This is a genomic window from Agriterribacter sp. (assembly GCF_035445465.1).
Classification (GTDB): domain Bacteria; phylum Bacteroidota; class Bacteroidia; order Chitinophagales; family Chitinophagaceae; genus Agriterribacter.
The window spans coordinates 133,221-159,057 of sequence record NZ_DAOMQT010000004.1 but is presented as its reverse complement, the minus strand read 5'-3'; the positions used below and the strand labels follow the sequence as shown (position 1 = coordinate 159,057).

At 43.8% G+C, this 25,837-nt stretch carries 20 protein-coding genes; 14 read left to right on the top strand and 6 right to left on the bottom strand.

The genetic code is table 11. From position 1 onward, the window contains the following. Positions 1-45: 45 nt before the first annotated feature. Both PLE34_RS03805 and PLE34_RS03800 read left to right on the top strand, forming a co-directional pair. Positions 46-2,262 (top strand): S9 family peptidase, encoded by a 2,217-nt coding sequence (locus PLE34_RS03805; protein WP_324554387.1) that lies wholly within the window; start codon positions 46-48, stop codon positions 2,260-2,262. A gap of 2 nt (positions 2,263-2,264) precedes the next feature. Continuing rightward, on the top strand, positions 2,265-4,250 hold the full coding sequence (locus tag PLE34_RS03800; RefSeq protein WP_324554385.1) for a lectin-like domain-containing protein: 1,986 nt from the start codon (positions 2,265-2,267) through the stop codon (positions 4,248-4,250). An 89-nt stretch (positions 4,251-4,339) separates the two neighbouring features. Here the strand turns inward: PLE34_RS03800 and PLE34_RS03795 are convergent, their stop codons facing one another. Together PLE34_RS03795 and mfd are read right to left on the bottom strand one after the other, a co-directional pair. Next, the gene (locus tag PLE34_RS03795; protein ID WP_324554384.1) at positions 4,340-4,702 is read right to left on the bottom strand and encodes a DUF4870 domain-containing protein; all 363 of its coding nucleotides are present in this window, start codon (positions 4,700-4,702) and stop codon (positions 4,340-4,342) included. A gap of 79 nt (positions 4,703-4,781) precedes the next feature. Beyond that, on the bottom strand, positions 4,782-8,186 hold the full coding sequence (mfd, locus tag PLE34_RS03790; RefSeq protein ID WP_324554382.1) for a transcription-repair coupling factor: 3,405 nt from the start codon (positions 8,184-8,186) through the stop codon (positions 4,782-4,784). Between the two features lie 228 nt (positions 8,187-8,414). On the opposite strand from mfd, the gene PLE34_RS03785 reads away from it, so the two are divergent. After that, a complete protein-coding gene (locus PLE34_RS03785) occupies positions 8,415-9,437 on the top strand; it encodes a hypothetical protein (RefSeq protein ID WP_324554380.1) in 1,023 nt (340 codons plus the stop codon). Between the two features lie 218 nt (positions 9,438-9,655). Here PLE34_RS03785 and PLE34_RS03780 read toward each other — a convergent pair whose 3' ends face one another. After that, positions 9,656-12,583, bottom strand: coding sequence for a leucine--tRNA ligase (locus PLE34_RS03780; protein WP_324554378.1), 2,928 nt, complete (start codon positions 12,581-12,583; stop codon positions 9,656-9,658). 280 nt (positions 12,584-12,863) lie between these two features. Here PLE34_RS03780 and PLE34_RS03775 point away from each other — a divergent pair, with 280 nt between their 5' ends. From PLE34_RS03775 to PLE34_RS03760, 4 genes are all read left to right on the top strand, one after another. Beyond that, positions 12,864-13,712 carry a cell division protein FtsX gene (locus tag PLE34_RS03775; protein ID WP_324554376.1) on the top strand — a complete coding sequence of 283 codons (849 nt, stop codon included), beginning with the start codon at positions 12,864-12,866 and terminating at the stop codon, positions 13,710-13,712. A 27-nt stretch (positions 13,713-13,739) separates the two neighbouring features. Next, positions 13,740-14,771, top strand: coding sequence for a phenylalanine--tRNA ligase subunit alpha (gene pheS / locus PLE34_RS03770; RefSeq protein WP_324554374.1), 1,032 nt, complete (start codon positions 13,740-13,742; stop codon positions 14,769-14,771). A 168-nt stretch (positions 14,772-14,939) separates the two neighbouring features. Beyond that, the gene (locus PLE34_RS03765; protein ID WP_324554372.1) at positions 14,940-15,908 is read left to right on the top strand and encodes an NAD-dependent epimerase/dehydratase family protein; all 969 of its coding nucleotides are present in this window, start codon (positions 14,940-14,942) and stop codon (positions 15,906-15,908) included. A gap of 145 nt (positions 15,909-16,053) precedes the next feature. Then, the gene (locus PLE34_RS03760; protein ID WP_324554370.1) at positions 16,054-17,274 is read left to right on the top strand and encodes a carboxypeptidase-like regulatory domain-containing protein; all 1,221 of its coding nucleotides are present in this window, start codon (positions 16,054-16,056) and stop codon (positions 17,272-17,274) included. Positions 17,275-17,342: 68 nt separating this feature from the next. Here PLE34_RS03760 and PLE34_RS03755 read toward each other — a convergent pair whose 3' ends face one another. Beyond that, positions 17,343-18,296, bottom strand: coding sequence for a UDP-3-O-(3-hydroxymyristoyl)glucosamine N-acyltransferase (locus PLE34_RS03755; protein ID WP_324554368.1), 954 nt, complete (start codon positions 18,294-18,296; stop codon positions 17,343-17,345). A gap of 406 nt (positions 18,297-18,702) precedes the next feature. On the opposite strand from PLE34_RS03755, the gene PLE34_RS03750 reads away from it, so the two are divergent. Genes PLE34_RS03750 through PLE34_RS03730 form a run of 5 tightly spaced genes read left to right on the top strand, consistent with a single transcriptional unit; the run spans position 18,703 to position 22,444 of the window. Next, positions 18,703-19,332: a pseudouridine synthase gene (locus tag PLE34_RS03750; protein ID WP_324554366.1), complete on the top strand. Its 630-nt coding sequence runs from the start codon at positions 18,703-18,705 to the stop codon at positions 19,330-19,332. Positions 19,333-19,361: 29 nt separating this feature from the next. Continuing rightward, a complete protein-coding gene (locus tag PLE34_RS03745) occupies positions 19,362-20,237 on the top strand; it encodes a YicC/YloC family endoribonuclease (protein WP_324554364.1) in 876 nt (291 codons plus the stop codon). A 16-nt stretch (positions 20,238-20,253) separates the two neighbouring features. Beyond that, positions 20,254-20,745 carry a gliding motility lipoprotein GldH gene (locus PLE34_RS03740; RefSeq protein ID WP_324554362.1) on the top strand — a complete coding sequence of 164 codons (492 nt, stop codon included), beginning with the start codon at positions 20,254-20,256 and terminating at the stop codon, positions 20,743-20,745. Beyond that, complete coding sequence (locus PLE34_RS03735) at positions 20,745-21,737, top strand: sensor histidine kinase (protein ID WP_324554360.1); 993 nt, start codon at positions 20,745-20,747, stop codon at positions 21,735-21,737. The genes PLE34_RS03740 and PLE34_RS03735 overlap by 1 nt, the downstream gene beginning before the upstream one ends. Further along, positions 21,734-22,444, top strand: a complete 711-nt coding sequence (locus PLE34_RS03730; protein WP_324554358.1) for a response regulator transcription factor — start codon at positions 21,734-21,736, stop codon at positions 22,442-22,444. Before PLE34_RS03735 ends, PLE34_RS03730 begins: the two co-directional genes overlap by 4 nt. 343 nt (positions 22,445-22,787) lie before the next feature. Here PLE34_RS03730 and PLE34_RS03725 read toward each other — a convergent pair whose 3' ends face one another. Together PLE34_RS03725 and PLE34_RS03720 are read right to left on the bottom strand one after the other, a co-directional pair. Further along, positions 22,788-23,174 (bottom strand): VOC family protein, encoded by a 387-nt coding sequence (locus tag PLE34_RS03725; protein ID WP_324554356.1) that lies wholly within the window; start codon positions 23,172-23,174, stop codon positions 22,788-22,790. Positions 23,175-23,416: 242 nt separating this feature from the next. Continuing rightward, positions 23,417-23,845, bottom strand: coding sequence for a DUF1761 domain-containing protein (locus PLE34_RS03720; RefSeq protein ID WP_324554354.1), 429 nt, complete (start codon positions 23,843-23,845; stop codon positions 23,417-23,419). Positions 23,846-23,927: 82 nt separating this feature from the next. Here PLE34_RS03720 and PLE34_RS03715 point away from each other — a divergent pair, with 82 nt between their 5' ends. Continuing rightward, on the top strand, positions 23,928-25,007 hold the full coding sequence (locus tag PLE34_RS03715) for a sensor histidine kinase (RefSeq protein ID WP_324554352.1): 1,080 nt from the start codon (positions 23,928-23,930) through the stop codon (positions 25,005-25,007). Between the two features lies 1 nt (position 25,008). Further along, entirely contained in the window at positions 25,009-25,758 is a 750-nt protein-coding gene (locus PLE34_RS03710) for a LytR/AlgR family response regulator transcription factor (protein WP_324554350.1), read from the top strand. Positions 25,759-25,837 lie beyond the last annotated feature (79 nt).

Sequence of the window (25,837 nt, the reverse complement as noted above, 5' to 3'; positions counted from 1 at the left end):
TGCAATTTAAATGAATACCTTTATTTTTACCCAATTATGCTGATAATGAAAAAACTGCTTATCTCCATATTTATTATTTGTGCTTCCCTTTTTGTTCATGCGCAGCAGCAGGGAAAAATGGATATTGATCTGGAAAAGATATGGAGCGGTCATTTTGATGAGCGCAAATACGTGGTGCATCTCATGAACCAGTCTCCCCGCTTCGCCTGGATACAAACGGATACCGCCTCGGGGCCGCAGGTTATCTTATCGCTCGACTTTAACACCACCCGGATCGTAGATACCCTTTTTTCGAACCAGATCAAAGGAGAAACGGATTCACTACCCACTACTTTTACCTATTTCCAGGACTTCAGCTTTTCACCGGACGACAGCAAAGTATTAATTCGTACACAAATTGAACCCTTATATACCATCTCTGAAAAATCTTTTAATTATGTGTGGGACATCAATAAAAGAACACTGAGGGTTGTTTCTGCCAACGGCAAACAACTGTATCCCGGCTTTTCGCCGGATAGTAAACAATTGGCCTATATTATTGATGCCAACCTGTATATTATGGATATTGAAAAGAACACTACCGTGCCGGTAACGGTTGATGGCTCGGCGGGGCAGTTCCTGTATGGTATGGCAGATGCGTTATACGAGAATGGGTTTGGCATGACGAAAGCCTATGAATGGAGCCCCGACGGGAAGTATATTGCCATGCTCCGCTTCAATGAAAATACTGTAAAAAACTATCCTTTAACGGTATACGAACGGCCATACGCCGAAATAAAGAACCAGCGCTATCCTTTAGCGGGCGAAATGGTGCCTGATGTAAAAGTTTTTGTGTATGATATTACTAATAAACTTTTTGTTCCGGTAGACGTAGGCGTTAACCCGGATCAGTATATCACCGGGATACACTGGAGCCCCGATAATAAAACGCTGTTTGTGCAGCGCCTGTCAAGAGATCAGAAAAAGTTAGAGCTGCTTAAGGCAAATGTTGTTACGGGAAAAACTTCAGTTGTATATACAGAAGAAAGCCCGGATAATTACGTTCGCGTTTACCCGGATAATGTATATTTTATTAAAGAGGGCCAATCGTTTTTGTGGAAGAGTGAAAAGGAAGGATTTACCCATTTATATGAAATCAGCACCGACGCTGCCACCGTTGCGCCCGTAACCAGCGGTAAATGGGAAGTGCTTGAGGTGAAGGCGGTTGATGATACGCGCAATGAAATATATTATTCCTCGAACGAATCGGGTTCGCGGCAAAAACAGTTGTACAAAATAAATTACGATGGCAGGGGAAGAACGAAATTAACCTCCGGTAACGGGTATCATGATACATGGATAAGCAATGACAAAAGATTCTTCTTTGATGAGTTTTCTTCTTTAAATGATCCGCCGGTTTACCAGGTTGTTTCCACGGTTGAAAAAGAGCAGAAAAAGCTGATTGAAAATAAAGAGCTGAATGACCGGCTCAGGAACTATAAGATACCCAATGCGTATTTCTTTACCGTGCAGGCCAATGACAGCATGACCATGAACGGATGGCTGATCCGTCCGTATAATAACGTAAGAGGAAAATTGCCCTTAGTATTGTATGTTTACGGGGGGTCAACACACCAGGAAGCGTTAGACAGGTGGAGTGATAAATTTACGCTCACCATGCGCTGGCTGGCCAACCAGGGATATGCTGTAGCCTGCATAGATCCCCGGGGTACACCCGGTAAAGGAGAAGCATTCAGGAAAAGCAATTATAAAGTACCCGGCGATATTGAGATAGAAGATTTGCTTAAAGTAAAAGATCATTTGGCGCGGAACTACCGCATTGATTCATCGAAAGTAGCGGTTATGGGCTGGAGTTATGGCGGCTACCTGGCGGCACTGGCTCAAACAAAATATGCCGGCCGTTTTAAAGCTGCCGTAGCCATAGCGCCGGTTACCAACTGGCGGTTTTATGAAAACGTGTATGCCGAACGCCTGCTTTCCATGCCCAGTGAAAATACAGACGGGTATAAGAACGCTTCCCCGGTAAGCTTTGCCGGCAACTATAAAAGCGGGCTTTTTCTTGTTCATGGAACTGCCGATGATAATGTGCATTTGCATAACAGCTTAGAACTGAGCAAACAGTTAACAGCGGCTATGAAAGCCAACTTTGAGCAGCACTTCTATACCGATAAAACCCATAACCTCAGCGATGGAATGCCCAATATTCTCAGGATGACCCTGTATACAAGGATCAACGAATTTTTAAAGCGGGAGTTAAAATAAAAATGACTTTACATGAGCACAGGCAATGGAAAAGGCGCCACTCAGGTTGCCTGTGGCTGGTTGTTTTGCTTTGCCTACTGCCGGGCATGCACGCGCTGCATGCTCAAACAAACAGACCTTATCATCTTAACGGGAACGCAACACAGGAAGACTGTAACTGCTATACGATTACAAACGACAGGAATGACCAGTCTGGATCTGTTTGGAATATTAATAAAATTGATCTCACCCACCCCTTCGATTATCACTTCAATGTGTTTTTAGGGTGCCGTGATGCCGATGGTGCCGATGGCATTGCGTTCGTGCTGCAACCACTGAGCACCAGCATCGGCACAACAGGCCAGGGACTGGGCATACAGGGCGTAGCGCCGTCTGTGGCAGTGGCTATTGATACGTACCAGAACACAGACTTCGGTGATCCGCATTATGATCACCTGGCCATTCATTTGAACGGCGACTTAAATCATAATACCGCTAACAATATTGCGGGGCCTGTAACGGCTTTGGAGAATAATGATAATATTGAAGACTGTAAGTGGCATATTATACGTATAACATGGGATCCTGTTGCCACAATGATAACAGTATATATGGATGGCAAAGAAAGAATGCATGCCCTTAGAGACCTTGTACAAAATGTTTTTAACGGCGACCCTATGGTTTTTTGGGGGTTTTCGGGCGCAACAGGCGCCGCCACCAACCATCAGCGTTTCTGTACATCGCTGAACCCGTCCTTTTCCCTTGCGGAAGATCAGATCACCTGTTATCCCGAACCGGTTTTGTTTCGCGATAGCTCTACTTCTTTTGGAGATATTGTTAAATGGTACTGGGATTTTGGAGACGGCACCACCAGCACAGTTAAAAACCCGGGCGCACACACCTATCCTGAGCCGGGTAACTATACGGTGAGCCTGAACATCGTTGGCAACGATGGATGCATCTCCGATACTTTCCGGCAGCAGGTGGTGGCCGGGTCAAAACCGGTGGCCGACTTTAACTTCAAAGACCCGCCCTATTGCGATAACAAGCTCATTCCTTTTAACGATCTTTCAAAAGTGGAGTATGGCACAATCAATGCATGGCACTGGACTGTAAACGGTAGCGCCATCCCCAACCCGGAACAGCCTCTGCAACGCCAGTTACCATTAGGCGATAATACCATTACGCTTGAAGTAAAAACCAAAGAAGGCTGTGTATCTGAAATAACTCAAAAAGTAATTATCATACAACAGCATCCTGAAATTAGTATGCAGGAGGCAATGGATGCCTGCAAAAATGAGCCGGTTCTTTTTGTTGCAGCTAACGGCAACCCGGCACTGCCCGTTCAATCGTGGCACTGGGATCTTGGGGATGGTGCAACCGCTGATGAATCATCGCTTACCCACGCTTACAGTAACGGTGGAACCTTTAGTGCGGCTGTTTACGCGCGTGGGCCGGGTGGCTGCCCGTCTGATACCCTGCGGCAGGAAGTTACCATTTTCGCTACCAATGCATTTGCAGGCAATGATACCACCGCAGCTATAGGACAGCCCATACAGTTGCAGGCATCCGGCGGAGATTATTTTATATGGACACCCTCTTCGGGGTTAAGCGATGCAAACAGCTCAAACCCGGTTGCAACCGTTCAACATGATGCCACCTATATAGTTACTGCAACCAGTGACGCAGGCTGCCCAACAACAGATACGCTGTTCATTAAAGCATATGAGGGCCCCGAATTTTACGTACCCAATGCTTTTACGCCCAATGGAGACGGCAGGAATGACGTGTTCCGGTTTACAGCCGTGGGAATGACGGCTATACATTATTTTAAAATATTCAACCGCTACGGTCAGGTAGTGTACAGCTCAACCGCTCCTTCGCACGGATGGGACGGGAGCTTTAATGGCAAACCACAAACCACGGGCACGTATGTGTGGATGATTGAAGGAAAAGATTACCAGGGCAATAACATAAAAAGAAAAGGAACAGTTACACTCATAAAATAGTGCAATACAGCGGCCATCTAAATGACGGGAAAAGAAGTGGAAAAGTTTTACTCCTCACCTTCGCCCATCACCAGCATTCCGGCATGTTCTTATTTGATCAGCCTTAATGTAAAAGGATAGCGGTACAATTTCCCGTCATTGGCTTTAATAGTAGCTACAATTACAAGGATCAAAGCAATGATGCCCACGATCCACAATAAAAAAATACCAATAATCGTGATAAACAATACAATGCAGGCCAGCGCAACCGTTATCTGGAAATTCAGGGATTCCTTTGCATGAGCGGCAACAAATTGAGATTCATCTTTTTTAATCAGGTAAATGATCAGCGGTGCAAATAACCAAACTACCAAAGTGAGAATATGCGAAAGAATGGCCAATGTTTTTTCATCGCTTGTGGGTTGTAAAAGCGGTTGTTCATCTGTTCCAAGGAGGGAGTTTTGTTGTTCCATGACATTATAATTTTGTATGGAAATATAATTCAATTCAGAGAAATTTCATAATCTATTCGCCGGGCCCGGCTTCCGCATTTCATACCACGTTAACCTGTTCTCTCGTGTATTGATGCATTTTAAACAGGAAATGATACAATTGCTCCATCCCGCCTATATCTTCATGAACGAGCAGGAAGTTTCTTCCCGTTTGTTTTAGTCTTGCCTTATGTGTAAGGGTTTGCACAAACTGCAGCATCTTATTGAAGGTGTCCGATTCAAAATAGGGTGAGTCGGGGTTATTAATAAAATAGCACCTCAGGGTTTCTCCTTTCAGCACCATTTTTTCAAATCCAAGCGCTACCGCCAGCCGCCGGCAGCGCACGGTAGTAAAAAGGTCTTCCACCTGGGATGGTACAGGGCCAAAACGGTCTCCCATCTCTGTATGAAACTGTTGCAGATCTTCTTCCGTATCACAATTGTCTAAGCGGGTGTATAACGACAATCTTTCATTGATGCTCTCCACGTAAGCATCAGGGATCAGTATTTCAAGATCGGTATCAATAGTACAATCCTGCACAAAATCTTCCTGCTTCTGAATTTCTTCCTTAAATACCTCCCGGAATGATGTGCGTTTTAATTCCCTGATGGCTTCATCTAATATTTTCTGATACATTTCAAAGCCTATCTCGGCCATAAAGCCACTCTGCTCGCCGCCCAGCAAATTACCCGCGCCACGAATATCAAGGTCGCGCATGGCAATCTGGAAGCCGCTGCCCAGCTCGCTATGCTGCTCCAGCGTTTGCAGGCGCTTGCGCGAATCATCCGGCAATGTGCTTACCGGCGGCGCCAGGAGGTAACAAAAGGCCTTTTTGTTGCTTCTACCCACGCGTCCCCGCAACTGGTGCAGATCGCTTAAACCAAACTGGTGTGCATTGTTAACAATAATGGTATTTACATTCGGTATATCCACCCCGCTCTCTACAATATTAGTAGATACCAGCACATCATATTTATGTTCAATAAAATCCAGTATCCGCTCTTCCAGTATATGACCTTCCAATTGCCCGTGAGCTACGCCTATGCTCAGGTCGGGGCAGAGGCCCTGTATAATGTTAGCCATTTCATTCAACCCCAGCACGCGGTTGTGTATAAAAAATACCTGTCCGCCTCTTTCCGTTTCATAATATATGGCGTCGCGGATATTATCTTCATTAAACACCTGCACCTCTGTTTGTATGGGCTGACGGTTTGGCGGGGGGGTATTAATGATGCTTAAATCACGTGCACCCATCAGGCTGAACTGCAGTGTTCTTGGAATAGGCGTGGCCGTTAGTGTAAGGCAATCTACATTTGTTTTAAGCGTTTTGATCTTCTCTTTATGCCCCACACCAAATTTTTGTTCCTCATCTATCACCAGCAGGCCCAGGTCCTTAAACTTCACCTCTTTCCCAACCAGCGCATGTGTGCCGATAATAATATCAATTTTACCCTCCTGTAATTTTTGAAGGGTTTCTTTTTTTTCTTTAGATGATTTAAAGCGATTGATATAATCCACTGTTACCGGAAAATCCTTAAGCCGGTCTTTAAATGTTTTATAATGCTGGAACGCAAGAATAGTAGTAGGCACCAGAACAGCGGCCTGCTTATTATCGCAACAGGTTTTAAACGCCGCACGAACCGCTATTTCCGTTTTACCAAAGCCCACATCACCGCAAACCAGCCTGTCCATAGGATGCGGCACTTCCATATCTTTTTTTACATCTGCCGATGATTTGCTCTGGTCGGGCGTGTCTTCATAAATAAAGGAAGCTTCCAACTCGGTTTGCATATAATTATCGGGGCTATGGGCAAAACCTACCTGCGCCTTACGTTGCGCATATAATTGAATAAGGTCGAAAGCGATTTCCTTGACCTTCGCTTTCGTTTTCTCTTTCAGCCGGTTCCATACATCGCTGCCCAACTTATTAACCTTGGGTACGCTGCCCTCTTTACCCGTATACTTGGCTATTTTATGAAGCGAGTTAATATTAACATACAGGATATCCGTATCCTTATATATGATCCGGACAGCTTCCTGCAGCTTGCCGTTCACTTCAATTTTTTGGAGTCCGCTGTAAATACCTACGCCATGATCAATGTGCGTAACATAATCGCCCGGCTGCAATTCGCGCAGGGAACGAAGCGTAAGCGCTTTGTTTTTATTATAAGCCTGCTTGATCCTGTATTTGTGATAGCGCTGAAAGATCTGGTGATCCGTATAGCAAACCACTTTAAGGTCGTGCGCAATAAATCCACCATGAATGGAAATCGGTACAGGAGTAAACTGTATTTCCGCTTTCATGTCTGCCAGAATGCTGTGCACCCTTTCTAATTGTCTCGGGTTTTCCGCGAACAGGTAAATGCTGTATTTTTTTGCCTCCCAGTTTTTCAGGTCTTTGATCAGGAAGTCGAACTGGCGGTTAAAAGAAGGCTGTTCTTTAGTGTCAAACGCTATTTCTATACCGCCAAAATGAGGGGTATGCCCAAATTCAACGATATGCCGCGATTGTAATTGTTCTTCAATAGCGGCTACCGGCACAAAATCATCGCTGCTTACATCTTTCTTTTCTAAATTATCATCGTTGTCGTTCTGTGGCTTTTTTGCTGTTTCCTGCACCCTGAAAAATATTTCAAGGTCTTCTTCCTGCACCTGCAGCTTTTCTTTTACCACATCCCAGTCCTGCACCCATATTACGGTATTTTCAGGAAGGAATTCCAGGAGGGAAACTTTTTCGCCGGAATCAAACTGTGTTTCCACATTGGGGATAATGGTTACCTGCAATAACTTTCTCTCGCTTAACTGTGTTTCCGGGTCAAAAATGCGTATGGAATCCACGTCATTGCCAAACAATTCAACGCGATAGGGTTTTTCATTACCAAAGGAATAAATATCGAGTATACCCCCGCGCAGGGCAAATTGGCCGGGCTCGTATACAAAATCGGTTCTTTCAAAGCCATAATCCACAAACAGCGATAGCAATTCATTTACATTGATGCTATCGCCGGCTTTAATGCGAATGATATTGCCCGAAAGGGTTTTAGGTAATACCACTTTCTCAAACAGCGCTTCGGGATGTGTAATAATGGCGCCTACCCTGTTGCCGGTTGCGGTAGAAAAGCGGGTAAGCATTTCCGTGCGCAGCATTACATGCGATGCATTGAGTTGCCTGTAGTTCTTCCTGTTTTTAAAAGAAGAAGGGAAATAAAAGACGTTGAGCGCCGAGGTAAGGTTTTCTAAAGTGTTGTGAAAATAAGCAGCTTCTTCCGCGTCATTTAATATAACAAGATGGTTTAACTGGGAAGCCAGGTCGTGGCGAAAAACGGATCCGAAAACAAATTGTGAAGCGCTGCCATACAGGTTTTTAAGAAAAATACGTTGGGGTTTAGACAATACGATCCTGTCCGCAATCTGAAAAATGCGGGTATCTTCTAAATACGCTTCCAGCAACACATTCAAATTCATCTTATATCAAATCCGCTCTTACAGCTAATATCTGCTGCACGGGCAGTGGTAAGGAGGGGCAAAGATAAGACGTATATTTAAGTTGTATGGTTGTTAATTTCATCCCTGGCTAAATGGCATGTTATGTTTAAGTTTTCGAAGAAAAACAATATTTAGTTAAAAGGGTTTCATAAAACCATCCTGGCAAAATAATCGCCGCTACTATCCGTTACATCCAAAATTCGGACTTTGAAACGGAGTGTACTGAATAATAGTATTTTCATTATTGTTATTTCCCTGTTTGGGCAGCAGGCTGCTGCCCAAATGATCACCGGCGTATGGCATGGTAAAATAAACCGGCAAAAAGTAGAGCTGAAGCTCATACAAAAGGGAGACAGCCTTACCGGCACATCCTACTATTTCCAGTCGCCCGGTAATTACCGGCGCTACAGCATAAAAGGATTTTTTGACGGACCTAACAATGTTGCCGTATGGTGGGATGATGAGCTGTTAGAAGAAAAAAGCGGAAGAACGGCCATTGGCTCTCCGGGCAAAGATGCTTTGCTTTCGCAGGCAGACTTTAATTGTCCCGGTGGCGGTATTATGAAACTGGAGGGTGAAGCCTCGTTGAAAGAAGATGAAAACAGATCAAAGGGTGAAGTACGCCTGGATAAAACCAACCATCCTTCCTTTTATGATGAATGGGATTTCATAATTGAAAACTTTACTGCCGGCGCTAATGATCCATACATCATTGACAGTGTGGGATTAATTGCAAGGCAGCCCGCTCCCGTAATAGCAGAAAACCCCGTGGTAATTACAACCCCTGTAATAAAAGAAAAAGTAAACCCTCCAGCAGTTGCCATACAACCCCAGGCGCCGCCGGTGAGCATAGCAGCGCCGCTTACCATTGAACAGAAGTTTACGCAAAGGCAAAAAATACCGGTACTCGAAATACCTTTATCCGGCGATTCTATTGAACTGAATTTTTATGATAATGCCGAGATAGACGGCGATTCAATTACCCTGTTTTTAAACGACAGGCTAATCTTTCAGCATATTTATCTTACCGATAAACCATTTATTGTAAAGCTGCCGGTTAACGAATTGCAGCAAAGCAATGAGCTGGTAATGGTGGCAGAAAACCTGGGATCCATTCCGCCCAATACTTCTTTTATGGTTGCCTATATTGGAGAGAAGCGTTATGAAGCGCGGCTTGAAAGCAATGAAGGCAGCAGCGCGATGATACGGTTTGTGAAGAAGAGTGAATAGTGAGAAGTGAATAGTGAATAGTTGTTCACCAGGTGAGAGATGAAACGTGAGAGGTGAATAGTTTATCGTCTATCGTTTCACGTTTATCGTTCACGAGGTGAGGGCAGAATTCACCATTGCCATTCACGCGCCCCTTATTCCTTACCCTTTTGAGGCGCCGGTTACAAAGACAAATTTCCTTGCAACCTGTAACTTGTAACCTGAACCCTGCAACCTACTTACACCACCACGTTAATCATCCGGTTCTTAACGTAAATAATTTTCTTGGGTGATTTGCCTTCCAGCCATTTTTGCACTGCCTCATTAGCAAGCACCAGATCTTCCACCTGCTGCTGGGTGGTATCCAGCGCGATATTTATTTCTGTGCGTGTTTTACCATTAATGGCTACCGGGTAAGATTTAGATGATTCTATTACATACTTTTCTTCAAACACCGGATAGGGAGCATCCAGCACACTGCCGCTGTTACCCAACTGCTGCCACAGTTCCTCGGCGATATGCGGCGCATAAGGCGTTAACAGCACCAGTATATTTTTCAGGATCGCTTTTTTATGACATTGCAGATCGGACAGCTCATTCACCGCGATCATAAAGGCGCTCACTGCCGTATTGAAAGAAAAACGTTCAGTATCATCTTCTACTTTCTTAATGGTGCGGTGCAATACCTTTAATTCATCAGCCGTAGGTTTTTCCTCTGTCCAGATTTTCCCTTTTTGCTCATCGTAAAACAAACGCCATAATTTTTTGAGGAAACGGTGCACCCCTTCAATACCCTTGGTATCCCAGGGCTTGCTTTGCTCCACCGGGCCAAGGAACATTTCATACATGCGGAAAGTGTCGGCGCCGTATTTCAAAACGAGATCATCGGGGTTAACTGTATTGAATTTCGATTTGGACATTTTCTCTACTTCCACGCCGCAAATGTATTTGCCATCATCTTCCAAAATAAACTCAGCATTGGCATATTCGCCGTTGCGCCATTTTTTAAAAGCTTCAATATCTAATTCAATGCCGTCAACAATATTTACGTCAACATGAATAGACGCCGGAATTAGATCTGTTTTTTGCGCTATATCTGAAAAGTCTATAGTCTTATATATATCAGGAAGTTTAAGTCTGATTAAATGTCCGATTGAATCTCCCGGATTTATAGATTGCTCAACTTTTGTTAGAACATTTCTGGAAATAAATATTTGTTTGGGTTTGCCAGAAGTGCTGTTTTTCAAATCTATCCTATGAACAAACCTGCTGCTCCCCTGTATCATCCCCTGGTTCAGTAATTTTTTAAACGGTTCATTAAAACCGATATAGCCCAGGTCGTACAAAACTTTCGTCCACATGCGGCTGTACAGCAAATGTCCCACTGCATGCTCGGTGCCGCCTATGTACAGGTCAACCTGGTTCCAGTAGTCGGATGCTTTCCTGTCGCAAAAAGCTTTGTCGTTATGCGGATCCATATACCGCAAAAAATACCAACTGCTGCCGGCGTATCCGGGCATGGTGTTGGTTTCAAGGTGCTGCGCTGTCCACGTTTTAATATTCGCCAAAGGTCCTTCTCCTTCCGGCCCCGGCTTATACGATTCCACATGCGGCAATTCCAACGGCAGCTCACTTTCATCTAAAGGATACGCAATGCCGTTCTTCCATACAATGGGAAAAGGCTCGCCCCAGTAACGCTGGCGGCTGAACGCTGCGTCCCGCATTTTATAATTCACTTTTCTTACCCCTTCTTCATTATCTTCTAACCAGTGTATCACTACTTCCGCGGCATCCTTCATTACCATACCATCCAAAAAACCGCTGTTCTGTAATACCGCTTCTTTGGTAGCGTTGGCTTCTTCTCCATTATAATAACCGCCTATAATATTGGTAACGGGTATATTAAAATGCTTCGCGAATTTATGGTCGCGTTCATCGCCGCAGGGCACGGCCATAATAGCACCGGTACCATAGCCGGCTAATACATATTCACTGATCCATACCGGAATTTGCTTTCCGCTCAACGGATTAACCGCATAGGCGCCGGTAAAACAACCGGTGATCTTTTTTTCGGTCATGCGTTCCCGTTCACTGCGGCTTTTTACATAGGCCAAATATTCCTCCACCGCCGCTTTTTGCTCCGCTGTGGTTATTTGCTCCACCAGTTCATGCTCCGGCGCCAGCACCATAAAATCCACTCCAAATATGGTGTCGGGGCGGGTAGTGTATGCTACAATTTGAAATTTCAAATTTAAAATTTCAAATTTAATCTCCGCTCCGCTGCTTTTGCCAATCCAGTTGGTCTGCATTTCTTTCATGGCATCGCTCCACTCTAATGTATCAAGATCGCCCTGCAGGCGGTCGGCATATTCGGTTATCCGTAAATACCATTGCCGCAACTTTTTCTTTATCACCGGGTAACCGCCGCGTTCACTAACCCCGTTAATTACTTCATCATTGGCTAATACCGTTCCCAGGGCCTCGCACCAGTTTACCTCGCCATAGCCGCAGTAAGCCAACCGGTATTCCATCAGGATGGCCTGTTGTGTAGCCTCATCAAATCCCTTCCAGTCGGGGGCGGTAAAAATTTGAGATCCGCCACGGCGGACAGGTTTGAGATTTATTATTTGAGATTTATTATTCGGGAAAGGATGATTAACATTTCCTTCTGTTTCAAAAATGGTGATCAACCCATCTATACTTTCGGCTTTGCTAGCGCTGCGATTATACCAGCTTTTAAATAACTGCAAAAAGATCCATTGGGTCCATTTGTAGTAAGAAGGATCGCTGGTACGGATCTCCCGGCTCCAGTCGTAGCAAAATCCAATATTATCTAACTGCTTTCTGAACGTATTAATATTATTTTCGGTAGATACGGCAGGATGAATGCCATGATCAATGGCATATTGCTCGGCTGGCAGTCCAAAAGCATCATACCCCATAGGATGTAATACATTGAAGCCTTTCAGCCGTTTATAGCGGGCAAAGATATCACTGGCAATATACCCCAAAGGATGACCCACATGTAAACCGGCGCCGCTCGGGTACGGGAACATATCCAAAACATAATATTTGGGTTTGCCGGCATCATTCCCCACCTTGTATATACCTTCCGCTTTCCATTTATGCTGCCAGCGTTGCTCTATTGCTTTGAAATTGTATTCCATAATGTTAAAAATCCCTTATCGTACAAAGTAAATGGCCATTGTAAAAATATTCAATTCAATCGGCCGTTAAGTGGGGGGCAAAATTACGGAAAGCAGCCATAAAACCGTTAATTTTGCCCAACGCCGGCCGTACCGTCACTACGTTTGTAGTAATAAACCGGAAATTCGCATTGCGCCTGAAAACCGGAAAGTGAAAAAAGATTTTCCTGCTTTTGGCAAAATGCTATCATTACAGAACTTAATTAATCCTGTTTCAATGATTGAAATCAGTAAAACTTCTATGAGAAGGAGTAAACCTTCTTATTTCTTTAGTATTCTTGGCGTAGCTTCCCTGCTGATCCTGGTTGGTATTTTAGGCTGGTTTGTTATAAACGGCAGCAAGCTCGAACGGTATTTCCGCGGAAGCGTGCAGGTGCAGGTATACCTGCGTGAAAATGCTCCCCAGGCAGATATTGACAGCCTGATCTCCTACATCAGGTCAAAACCCTATGCTTCAGCGGCAGAGCATGTTACCAAAGAAATAGCGAGGGAGAAGTTTATAAAAGACGGCAATGAAGACTGGGATAAAGTGCTGGATTACAACCCCCTCCCTGCGAGCATTGACTTTAATCTTAAATCGGAATATGTAAATAAGGACACCCTTACCAATATAACCGCAGATCTTTCACAAAACATTATTGTCAGCGATATCAGGTACCCAGATGAAGTAGTGAGCAACCTCAATAATGTAGTACGCAAGGTAGGCTGGGTTTTGCTGGGCGCCGTAACCTTATTGGGTATTCTGGTGCTTATTCTCATCGACAATACGATCAAGCTGGCAATGTTCAGTAACCGGTTTTTGATTAAAACCATGCAAATGGTGGGCGCTACCCGCTGGTTTATTTCCAAGCCTTTTGATTTAAAAGCAGTGGCGAACGGCTTTGTAAGCGCCCTCATAGCAATAGCGGTGGTACTCATCTTTATTTTTAGCGTTGAAAAATGGCTCCCCGAAATTAAGGCGCTGCGCGATTATACCCTTTTGGCTTTTTTATTTTTGGGACTCATTGTCATTGGGATCGTTATCACCTTCATCAGCACCCACCGGAGCGTAACCAAATACCTGAAGATGAAGCTGGATGATCTGTATTAAAGATTTTCCTTTTCTTATCTTCGCGCAATGGAAGCGTTGTTACAAAAGATTGAGGCATACCGCCGGGAAATAAATGCCTATAAAGCCGCCGGGGCAGAAGCCGCCGAACAATTCCGCATTACTTATCTGGGTACCAAAGGCCTGGTAAAAAACCTGATGGGTGAAATGAAGCAGGTGCCTGCAGACCGGAAAAAGGAATTTGGACAAATATTAAACGAGTTCAAGCAATTTACAGAAACGAAATATAACGAGCTGAAAGAAACCGGGTTGAACGGGCAGGCGTCATCTGTTGCTGCTATTGACCTGAGTTTGCCGGGGGATGTTATTCCTGTGGGCAGCCGCCATCCTGTTAGCATGATGCGCAACCGCATCGTCTCCATCTTTCAGCGTTTGGGCTTTTCGGTTGCCGAAGGGCCCGAAATAGAAGATGACTGGCATAATTTTACCGCGCTTAATTTGCCCGAATATCATCCTGCACGCGACATGCAGGATACGTTTTATATTTCAACCGATCCTGCCTGGATGCTACGCACACACACCAGCAATATCCAGATAAGGGAAATGGAAAAGGGCATTTTGCCTTTGCGTATTATATGCCCGGGAAGAGTATATCGCAATGAAACCATCAGCGCCCGCAGCCATTGCTTTTTTCACCAGGTAGAAGGATTGTATATTGATGAAGATGTTTCTTTCGCCGATCTTAAACAAACCCTTTACTTTTTTGTAAAAGAAATGTACGGCAATGATGTGAGTGTTCGTTTCCGCCCCAGCTATTTCCCTTTTACCGAACCCAGCGCCGAAATGGATATCAGTTGCCTGTTGTGTAAAGGCAAAGGTTGTAATGTATGCAAGCACACGGGCTGGCTTGAAATACTGGGCTGCGGCATGGTGCATCCGAAGGTGCTGGAAAACTGCCATATTGATCCGGATAAATATACCGGTTTCGCTTTTGGTATGGGCGTTGAGCGTCCCGCGCTTTTAAAATACGGCATTAACGATATCCGCCTTTTTAGTGAAAATGATGTACGATTTCTGAGGCAGTTTACAGGGCTGGTGTAGGATAGAAAAATGTGGAGATGTGAGAAATGTGGAAATGTGAAAATGGGGAGATGGTTACAGGTTGCAAGGGAACAGCAAAGTATCAAAATCAAATCTGTCCGCCGTGGCTAATATGAAAATGCGGGGATGTTGGAATCTCAAATCATAAATCTCAAATCACAAATCCAAATGGTTTTTGTTACGGGCGGCACAGGGTTATTAGGCAGCTATCTTTTACGCGAACTGGTTGCCCGTGAAAAAAAAGTAATTGCGCTTTACCGGAAAAAAATCCCGCAAACCGGTTATGCAAGCCAGGTACAATGGATCAAAGGCGATATTCATGATGTGGTACTGCTGGAAGAGATCATGCGCCAGGTGCAGCAGGTTTATCATTGTGCCGCCACGGTATCTTTCAATCCTAAAAAAAAGTATGAACTGCTTAAAGTAAATGCGGAAGGCACTGCCAATATAGTGAATGCAGCGCTCAAAACAGGCGTACAAAAATTAATGCACGTAAGTTCTGTTTCGGCGCTGGGACGCAAGCGCGATGGCATGCAGGTAACCGAAGCAACCCGGTGGGAAGAAGACAGTAATAGTTCCGACTACGGACGCAGTAAGTATTTCGCGGAACTGGAAGTATGGCGGGGCATAAGCGAAGGGTTAAATGCCGTTATTGTAAACCCCACGCTCATTTTGGGAGTGGGGAACTGGGAAACCGGGTCTTCCGCCATTTTTAAAAAAGCCTGGAATCAGTTTCCCTGGTATACCGAAGGTATCAGCGGTATGGTAGACGTCGCTGATGTTGCCAGCGCCATGATATTGCTTATGGAAAGCGATATCACTAATGAAAGGTTTATCATTAGCGCTGAAAACTGGCCATTCAAAAAATTGTTTACCGCAATGGCAACGGCTTTTGGCAAAAAGCCTCCTTTTAAAAAAGTTTCCCCCTATATGGCAGGTTTGTTGTGGCGTATAGAAAAGATAAGAGGATGGTTTGCAGGAGGCGAACCGTTGCTTACCAAAGCAGCTACAGAGACGGCAGGCATAAAAGTATATTTTGACAGCAGCAAACTCCTGAAAGCATTACCACAATTTGCATACCGGCCGCTGCAGCAAACTATTGAAGAATACTGTAATGAATACAGATCCATGCAATAATTCTGCCACGTTAATGTTATTATATATTTTACAGAAAACATAAAATGGCAGGGCATTTGTCATTTGATAACCTGCAACGAAAGGAATGGTATGCAACAGGTTTTCTTTCGTTATAAATTACATTGCGCTTCATAACTATTAGCTAATGATAAGAATAGTAAAATTATTACCGGTGCTTTTGCTGCCTGTTTTTGTAATGGCACAGGGTAGTTTTCGCGTAGCCGGGAAAGTAATAGATTCCCTCACCCAGCAACCCTTACAGGGCGCTTCGGTATTTTGTCAGAATACTACCATTGGCACAGTTACCAATGCCAACGGCGAGTTCCGGCTTAATTTAAGCAATGGCGGTTATGACCTGGTGGTTTCGTTCATGGGACTGGAAACGCAATCTGTCCGCATCAGCAATACCATGCCCGAAGTAGCTGATCTTACCATAGCACTTAACCAAAAGGAGAAAAGCCTCGAAGAGGTAGCTATTGTTGCTACTAATGAAGTAGCGGACGGCTGGGAAAAATACGGGCAGTTCCTTACAGACAATTTTATAGGTAAAACCGGCAACAGTAAGGAATGTGAAATTGTAAACCCCGAAGTACTGCGCTTTTTTTACAGCAGAAAAAGAAAGCGGCTGAAGGTTACAGGCGATTCCGTTCTGATCATCAATAACAAAGCCCTGGGCTATGTTATTAAATACCAACTGGATTCCTTTGTGCATGAATATGATAATGGCAAAACGCTTTATGCCGGCTATCCCTTTTACGAGCAAATGGAGGGTAGCGATGAAGAAATGCTGGTATGGACGGAAAAAAGGAAAACAGCGTATAACGGATCTGTACTTCAGTTTTTGCGGGCCTACCACGACAGTACATTAAATGGCGATGGATTCAGGATTGAGCTTATTGGCGATGGCAATAGCGACCCTTCACCGATATATAACCCGTATGAAGCGCCTTATTACGATACCCTTGAATTTAAACGGGTGGAGCTGTTCTTTCCCGGCAAGCTCAGGGTGGTATATTCAAAAGAAAAACCCGGACCTGCTTACCTGGCTGCCAACAAGCTGCCCATGAGCACCCCTGTGCAAATATCCATACTGGATCTTGCCAATGGCATTATTGTTGAAGAAAACGGTTATTATTTTGACCAGAAAGATGTGCTTACACTGGGTTACTGGGCCTGGGAAAAAATGGCGGATTTTCTTCCCTCTGATTATTACCCCTACATGAATACCATTGAAGAAATGAGAGCAAGGATTGAGGAGAAGAGAGCAAGGATTGAGGAGGAGATGAGGGCTAAGATGAACAGTGAGCCTGAACCTGAAAAAGAAGAACCGTTGAAAGAAAACGTTCCTGAGAACAATATTCAGTAGTGAGCGGTGAAAAAATTTCACGTCTATCGTCTCCCGAAATGAAAAGTGCATTCACCATTGCCCATTGCCTACTGCCCATTCACCATCATTACCTTTTTCCATATTTCCGGTATACGTTTTATCCAAACCAGTTCGCGTTTCTTTATCCCTGCATCATCTGCAGGAGAACCAAAATAGGTTTTTCCTTTTTCTAATAAGCCGCCCACACCGCTTTGTGCCAGCACCGTAACATTATCTTCTATAGTTAATGTTTTGCTTACACCCACCTGCCCCCATAAGGTTACGCCATTACCTATTTCAACACCACCCGCTATACCAACCTGCGCTGCCAGCAAACAATTTTTACCGATGATGGTGTCATGTCCAACATGCACCATGTTATCCATTTTGGTGCCGCGGCCAATTACGGTATCATTGGTTACACCACGATCAATGGTGCAGCCCGCTCCAATTTCCACGTCATCTTCTATAACCACCCTTCCGCAGCTTTCCATTTTCTTATACCATACTTCACGGTTCTTTTTGCTGTTATAGTAAAACGCATCGGAACCAATAACCGTACCCGGCTGTATGATTACATTATTGCCAATGGTGCAATGATCAAGAATAGTAACATTAGGATGGATGATGCAATTATTTCCAATCGTTACTTCATTTCCAATAACCACACCCGGCGCTATGGATGTTCCTTTTCCGATTACCGCGGTGTCGCTGACCGCTTTAATAGCCGGAGTGTAGGGCCTGAAATGACGAACGATGGTAAGATAGGCTTCAAAAGGGTTTTCAGTTACCAGTAATGTTTTCTCTTCCGGGAAGGCCGTTATATTATTAATGATGATGCAGGTTGCCGCAGAATTAATGCATTGATCATAATACTTGGGATGGTCTACAAATACAATATCGCCGGGTTCTACCCTATGAATTTCATTTATACCAGTTACGGAACCGTTAATGTTACCCGCAATGCCGGCGTCAATTAATGCCGCTAACCATTGAACAGAAACGGGAGATGGAAATTTCATGAGCTAAGTTTTAGCAAAAGTAAAACAGCTTGTACAACTTCGGTAAACTAATTCTGCCGGTTTCTTTAATTGCTTTTCAACTGCATAACGGAATAAATGAAACGCGGCTAATGCAGTGGTATCAATAGTTACAAAGAAAACAAAACCGCATTGCAGCAAACTTTATTTTTATAAAGAAGTGGAAACGTTTTTTTAAGAGGTGTATTTATAGCCGGGAAAAAGAGGAACACCAAAACGTAGAATCACAAGTTTCCGGTACCCCTTTTTTAAAAAGTTGCTGATATCCACAAGCGGGCGAGCCAAAATGTGTATAAAAATTAATCGAAAAATTTTCTTGTTAGAAAAAATTATTTTTAATATTGTGTTGGGAAATTTATTTCCCGGTACTTACTAACCCATCCATATAATGAAGTCTCCCGCAAAACGGGAGGCTTTTTTATTTGACATGCAATACAAATACTACATCATTTATAAACCTTACCTGGTATTATCACAGTTTACCTCTTCTGATGGCAAAGCATGCCTGAAAGATTTTTTTACGGTTGAAAAAGATGTGTACCCGGTGGGAAGGTTAGACTACGATAGTGAAGGCCTTCTTATTTTAACCAACGATGTTTCTTTAAATCATCGTTTGCTGCATCCGCAATTTGTGCACGAACGGGAATACCTGGCCCAGTGCGAAGGATTAATAACGGATAAGGCATTGCAGGAGTTAACAGCAGGCATACCCATCAATATCAATGGCGCCCGCTACCGTACCCAACCCTGCAAGCCCTTGCTATTGGAAGAAGGGCCTGGCATGCCGGATCGCAATCCTCCCATACGTTTTCGCAAAAATATTCCTACGTCATGGATAAAGCTGATCCTTACAGAAGGAAAGAACAGGCAGGTACGTAAAATGATGGCTTATACCGGCTTCCCGGTACTCCGGTTAATTCGCATCCGTATTGAAAACATTACAGCAGAAGGTATGCAGCCCGGAGATATGAGATCCGTATCGCAACACACAATCTATCGTAAACTCTTCGGAAAATAAATTACCTTGCCAACTAAACATATTGGAGTATGCTAAAGTCAATGACGGGATTTGGACGTGCAGAACAAGCCATTGGGAAAAAAACATTTTTAGTGGAGATCAAATCCCTGAACGGGAAGCAATTTGAAATTTCCCTGAAGATGCCCTCTTTACTCCGGCCCTACGAGTTTGATATCAGGAATATGCTTTCCGAAAATTTGCTGAGAGGCAGCATTGATTGTATGATTACGCTTAAGCAAAATGGTGCGGCCAGACCTGTTGTGATCAACACCGAGCTGGCGAAGGCTTATTACCAGTCGTTGGCTGAGCTGGCCGAAAACCTGCACCTCGATACCGGCTCCATTTTAAGTTCATTGCTCAAATTACCCGAAGTGGTGGTACCTTCTACCGAAGTGCTGGACGAAGACGACTGGCAGGGCTTTCAACAGGTTTTGCTCAGCGCTGTTAACAATATTAATGCGCACCGGGTAAATGAAGGCGCCGTGCTTGAAAGAGATCTTATGCTGCGTATTGATAATATTAGGGAGCAGCAAAAAAAAGTGATTGAGCTGGAACCCTTACGGCAGCAAAAGATACGTGAAGGATTAAAGAAGCTGCTGGAAGATAACGTAGGAAAGGATAATTTTGACAGCAACCGCCTGGAGCAGGAAATGATATACTACATTGAAAAGATTGATATTAGCGAAGAACAGGTGCGATTAAAAAATCATTGTGATTATTTTCAGTCATTGCTCAAAGAAAACGGGCAGGCCAAAGGAAAGAAGCTTTCCTTTATTTTACAGGAAATAGGAAGAGAAATTAATACCACGGGAGCCAAAGCATACGACGCCACCATTCAAAAATGCGTGGTGCTTATGAAAGATGAGCTGGAAAAGGCCAAGGAGCAGGTGCTAAATGTTTTGTAAGTAAAATTATATGTGCTTGAAAAAGAGATCAGGTTCAGCAGTTTTTTTTGCTGTAATTATTGGAAGTATGGTTTTGTGTGGTTCGTCATGCAGAACCATTGATGTTTTTGAAAAGAATAGCAGCATTCCCGCACAGGAATGGGACCGCGCTTTTCAGCCCGTTATCGTATTTAATATTACCGATACGGCCGCGCTGTATAATATATATGTAACCCTCCGCCATACCCATGCCTATAATTACAATAACATCTGGCTAAGTGTTAATTACCAGTTGCCCGGGGATACGGTAAAGCAGCAAAGAGTGGATATCCCGCTTGCGGATAACAGCAAAGGATGGTTAGGTACGGGCATGGATGATATTTATGAAGTAAGAAGACTGATCACCCCGCAACCCTACCGGTTTAAAAATTCCGGCACATGTACTTTTACACTTGAGCAGATCATGCGCGAGAACCCGCTGAAGCATGTTATGAACGCGGGTATCCGCGTTGAAAAGGTGGAACGCTGATGGCAAGCTTATACAAAAGAAAAAGACTTACGGTTATTACCATTGTATACTGGTTCCTGCTCACCTACATCATTACCGCACTGGTTTTCTGGTTTCTTTCGCTGGTAAGACAAAGTACCCAGATGTCGGAATATAAGCTGCTGCAACTAAAAAAGGATGCGCCCGACTACAGTATTAAAGTAGCTGAAATTGAGAAGGAGGAAAAAAGAAAAGTAGCCCAGTATGTGGGAGAGGGAGCTACTTTTATGTTGCTGATATTAGTGGGAGCGGTTTTTGTTTACCGGGCTACACGGCGGCAGATACAGCTTAACACGCAGCAGCAAAATTTTATGATGGCCATCACCCATGAGCTCAAAACGCCTATTGCCATCACCAGGCTCAACATTGAAACGCTGCTGAAAAGGAAGCTGGAAGAATCGCAGCAGGAAAAGCTTTTACACAATGCCCTCCAGGAGTCGAACAGGCTGAATGACCTTTGCGATAATATTTTACTTGCTTCTCAGATAGATGCGGGTGATTACCTGCCCGATAAAGAAGTGATCAACCTGAGCACGCTGGTGGGGGAGAGTGCCGCTTATTTTAAAACACGCTTCCCTTACCAGCTAATTGAAGAAACCATTGAAGCAGGTATATATGTGAAAGGCGATAGCCTGCTGCTTCAGTTAGCGGTGAATAATCTTATTGAAAACGCTATCAAGTATTCGGAGAAACAAAAGCCGGTAACCGTTGCACTGCAAAAAAGCGGTGCAACGGTGCAGTTACAGATAAAAGACCAGGGAAAAGGCATCGCCCAAAAGGAAAAGAGAAAAATATTCGAGAAGTTTTACCGGGCGGGCAATGAAAACACGCGGAATACAAAAGGAACAGGGCTTGGATTGTATCTTACCAAAAAGATCATTACAGATCATAATGGAAATATAACGGTGCAGGATAATATCCCTTCCGGATGTATTTTTGTAATATCATTACACACAACAGAAGATGCATCATGAGTAAAACAACGGAACAGGGATATATTTTACTGGTAGAAGATGAAGAAAACCTGCAGGAAGCATTAAAGCTCAACCTTGAGCTGGAAGGATATGAAGTTACCTGTGCAGGCGATGGCGTTCAGGCGCTGAAAAGTATAAGCGAAGAATATTTCGACCTGATCATTATGGATGTAATGCTGCCCGAAATAGATGGCATTGCGGTTACCGAAAATGTGCGTTTAAACAATAATGATACGCCCATATTAATGGTAAGCGCCAAAAGCAGCAGCGCGGAAAAAGTGCTGGGCTTAAAAAAAGGAGCGGATGACTATATTACCAAACCCTTTAACTTAGAAGAGCTTTTATTGCGTGTAAAAAACCTTATCAATAAAAACAAAAGGCTGCAGGATAAAGAAACAGTAGGAGATCACTACCAGTTTGGAAAAAACACAATAGACTTTAAAGCGCAATCGGCCACCAATTACCGGGGTAAGGTTATTGAGCTGAGCCGTAAAGAAGCCATGCTCCTGAAGCTGTTGCTGGAAAACAAAAACGATGTGGTGCCCCGCGAAAAAATATTACAGGCTGTTTGGGGCTACAATGTATATCCTACCACCCGCACGGTTGATAATTTTATACTCAGCTTTAGAAAATATTTCGAGGAAGACAGCCGCAACCCGCGCTATTTTCATTCTATACGGGGCGTGGGATATAAGTTTACGAATTGAAACCGTAGTGCCGTGCCGGGGTTTTCATGCAAAGCCATGCGTGCGGCACTGAAACACCATAACATGAATTTTGGATGTTCGGAAAAGAAAATCACTTTGTTATTGTTTCTGACTATTTACCACATAGAAACATAGGCACACATAGTTTTAATATGCCCTATGCGTGCCTATGACCCAACCGCCCCGGCACGTGCCTCAGGTTACTATACTTTTTTCAAACAATACATATGGCTTTGCGCCGGGGCCCCGCCAATACACATGAACAAAGCAATTAGTTAATGCTAATACTTTCTGAGTATCACATCACTTCCCTCCATTCACCCTTCACTATTCACCACCCTTATTAAGCACCGGAATGCAACCCTATCCGGTTTCCTTCCGTATCAAGGAATAAGGCCATATAGCCATATTCAGGTGTAATTTCCGTTTTGGGCATCAGCACTTTACCCCCTGCTGCTTCAACGCGGTCTAAAACGATCTGCAGATCGGGGCTTCCGTTTAAATAGATCAGTGGCCCGTCTGTGGCAGAAGGCTTATGCGAATCTCCGCTATCTACTAGGGCGCCGCCCACTCCCGACATCATATCGGTTAATGCAAACATGTGCATCCTTATTTCAGGCATATCCATGGGAATAAGCTGGGTATCGAATATTGTTTCATAAAACTTTGTTGCCCTGTTTAAATCAGTGGCCGGAATTTCAAACCAACTGATTGCGTTTGTAAATGTCATGGTAAAATGTTTTAGTAGTTTATATGTTTCCGTAATTCACGGAGATTTCACCCGTAGCTCCGGGCTATCAGCCATCGGCTTTCAGCTAAAACGTACTAACGATGGGAGATAACGCATTGATGCAAACATTCAATGTGTTAAGCCCGAAGCCGTAAATCCTAAATCCGAAGGAATACACAGCATTCCATCTTTCACTTCTCACTATTCACTTCTCACTATTCACACCTCACCTCTCACCATCCTCATCTCCATGCGCCTATTATTGCACCCATTAAGGTAAGCGCCACCACGCTGTAAAATCCATTGATCAGTATCAGCCGCCAGCCTTTCAGCTCAAAGAGGCTATGGATGGCAATAGCGCAGAAGGTCCATATGCCGGCCAAAAAACCTGCGGTAGCCCCCCATGCAACATCTGTTCTTTGAGCGCAGTTCGCCGGGCAGTCGCCGGGGGTGTCGGCAAGAAACATACCGAGGTTAGCCGCCATGAGCAGGGAAAAGATAAACGTCCATCCGAAAATCTTTCCCTTATTTCCCCGCCTGATCTCTTCTTCAGAAAGATTGTTTGCTTTCATCCATGCTTTTCCAAACAGGTTGGGCGAATACCATATGCCCCCAACAACAAAAGAGGAGATGCCGGCAACCAATACGGCCAGCCAGTTAACGGATCCCATACGTGTAAGATTTATTGTTCAAAATGTTATGCTGTCGAATCTAATGTTGATTTTTGCAGTATAAAAGCAAAACCGGACGAAATTGGAAAGAAGGCGGATCAATACCGGACTTTTACCGGCGAAGCTCAACGGGCAGCGGTTAAGCATAAACGACATAGGGTTCCGGCTTATGCTTGCCCCGGTTTTTGGCATTGCCATCCCTTTGGTAACCGGCATGATTAATGTAAATAATCTTTCTCACTGGCAGGTTAAACTGAGCTTCCTGTATACTATTCTTATTGCTTTTATGGTATGGGAAGGCAACCGATACCTGCATTTTTCACTAAGAAGCTATTTTGACTGGCATAATAGGCCGGTACGCAAAATTGCGGTAATGCTTCTTTCCATATCCTTTTACACCATACCGGTTTCCGTACTGATGCTTTCGGGATGGTATACCATCTTTTCAGATGACAAGCCCAACCGCCAGGTTATTATTACGTCAACACTGATCATCATGATCTGCGTTATTTTTATTACACATGTATATGAAACGGTTTTCCTGGTAAAGGAATCGGAAAATGAAATGCTCAGGAACGAACAATTAGAAAGAGCAAAAACAGAGGCAGAACTGGAAGCGTTAAAGAGCCGGATAGACCCCCATTTTATTTTTAACTCCTTAAATACGCTTTCTCATCTTATAGAAGAAAAGCCTGCGAGGGCCAAGCTGTTTAACGATCATTTAGCCGGTGTTTACCGTTATATCCTGCAGCATAAGGAGCAGGAACTGGTGCTGCTACGGGATGAAATACATTTTTTAAACGACTATTTTTCCCTGCTGTGCATACGGTTTGAAAATGCCGTTCACCTGCAATCAGAAATAGATGAAGCACAGTACGAAGCCTGGCTTATTCCGCCTATCTCTTTGCAGTTGTTAGCCGAAAACGCGATCAAGCATAATGAGTTCTCCGACAGCAGCCCTTTGGTTATTCATATACAATGGAAGGAAGAAAGGTTAATCGTGCGTAACAGGCTGCAAACAAAAGAACAGAAAAGGGAATCTTCAAAAACCGGTTTGAGCAACCTGAATGAGCGTTATAAATTAATTACAGGAAAAGAAATTGCAGTTGCTGCTACGGATGATTATTTTGTTGTTGAATTACCGCTACTCAAAATGACGTAATATGAAGGTTATTATTATTGAAGACGAAAAGCCGGCCGCTCAAAAACTGCATAAAGCCATTTTGCAATGTAATGGTAATATTGAAGTATCCGCCATTTTAAGCAGTACCAAAGCAGCAGTAGAATGGCTGAGGGAAAACGGGTTGCCGGAACTGATCTTTCTGGATATTGAATTATCCGACGGACTGTCTTTTGGTATATTTGACAAAATCAACATCACCTGCCCGGTGATATTCACCACCGCCTATGATGAATACTGGCAGGAAGCTTTTGAGCATAACGGCATTGACTACCTGCTTAAACCTATACACCAGCATAAGCTGGAAACCGCATTGAAAAAATATGAAACGCTGAAAAACTATTTTACGCTCAGCTATGAAAAACTGATACGCTGGCAACCTGAAAGCAATGAATATAAAAAACGGTTCCTGGTAAAAAGAGGGTCAGATTATATAAGCATCAGAACGGAAGATATTTCCTGTTTCTATGCTATGCATAAATTAGTGTGCCTGGTAGATAACAAAAATCAAAAATTTATCCTTGATCAATCGCTTGCCGGTATTGAAAAGCGATTAGACCCTTCCCGGTTTTACCGGGTAAACCGCAAATACCTCGTTAATATGACGGCCATAAAGCTGCTGAAAGCTTATCCTAAAGGTAAAATAAAGCTGGAGGTAGCGCCGGCGGTTAATGAAGATATTATTATACCCCAGGAAAATGTAGCTGCGTTTAAAGAATGGATAGGCCGGTAATACGCCTATGCTCAATTGTAACATTTTACAGTGCAACGCGTTATACCATATGGCTGTCTGTAAGATTAGCATATAGCCG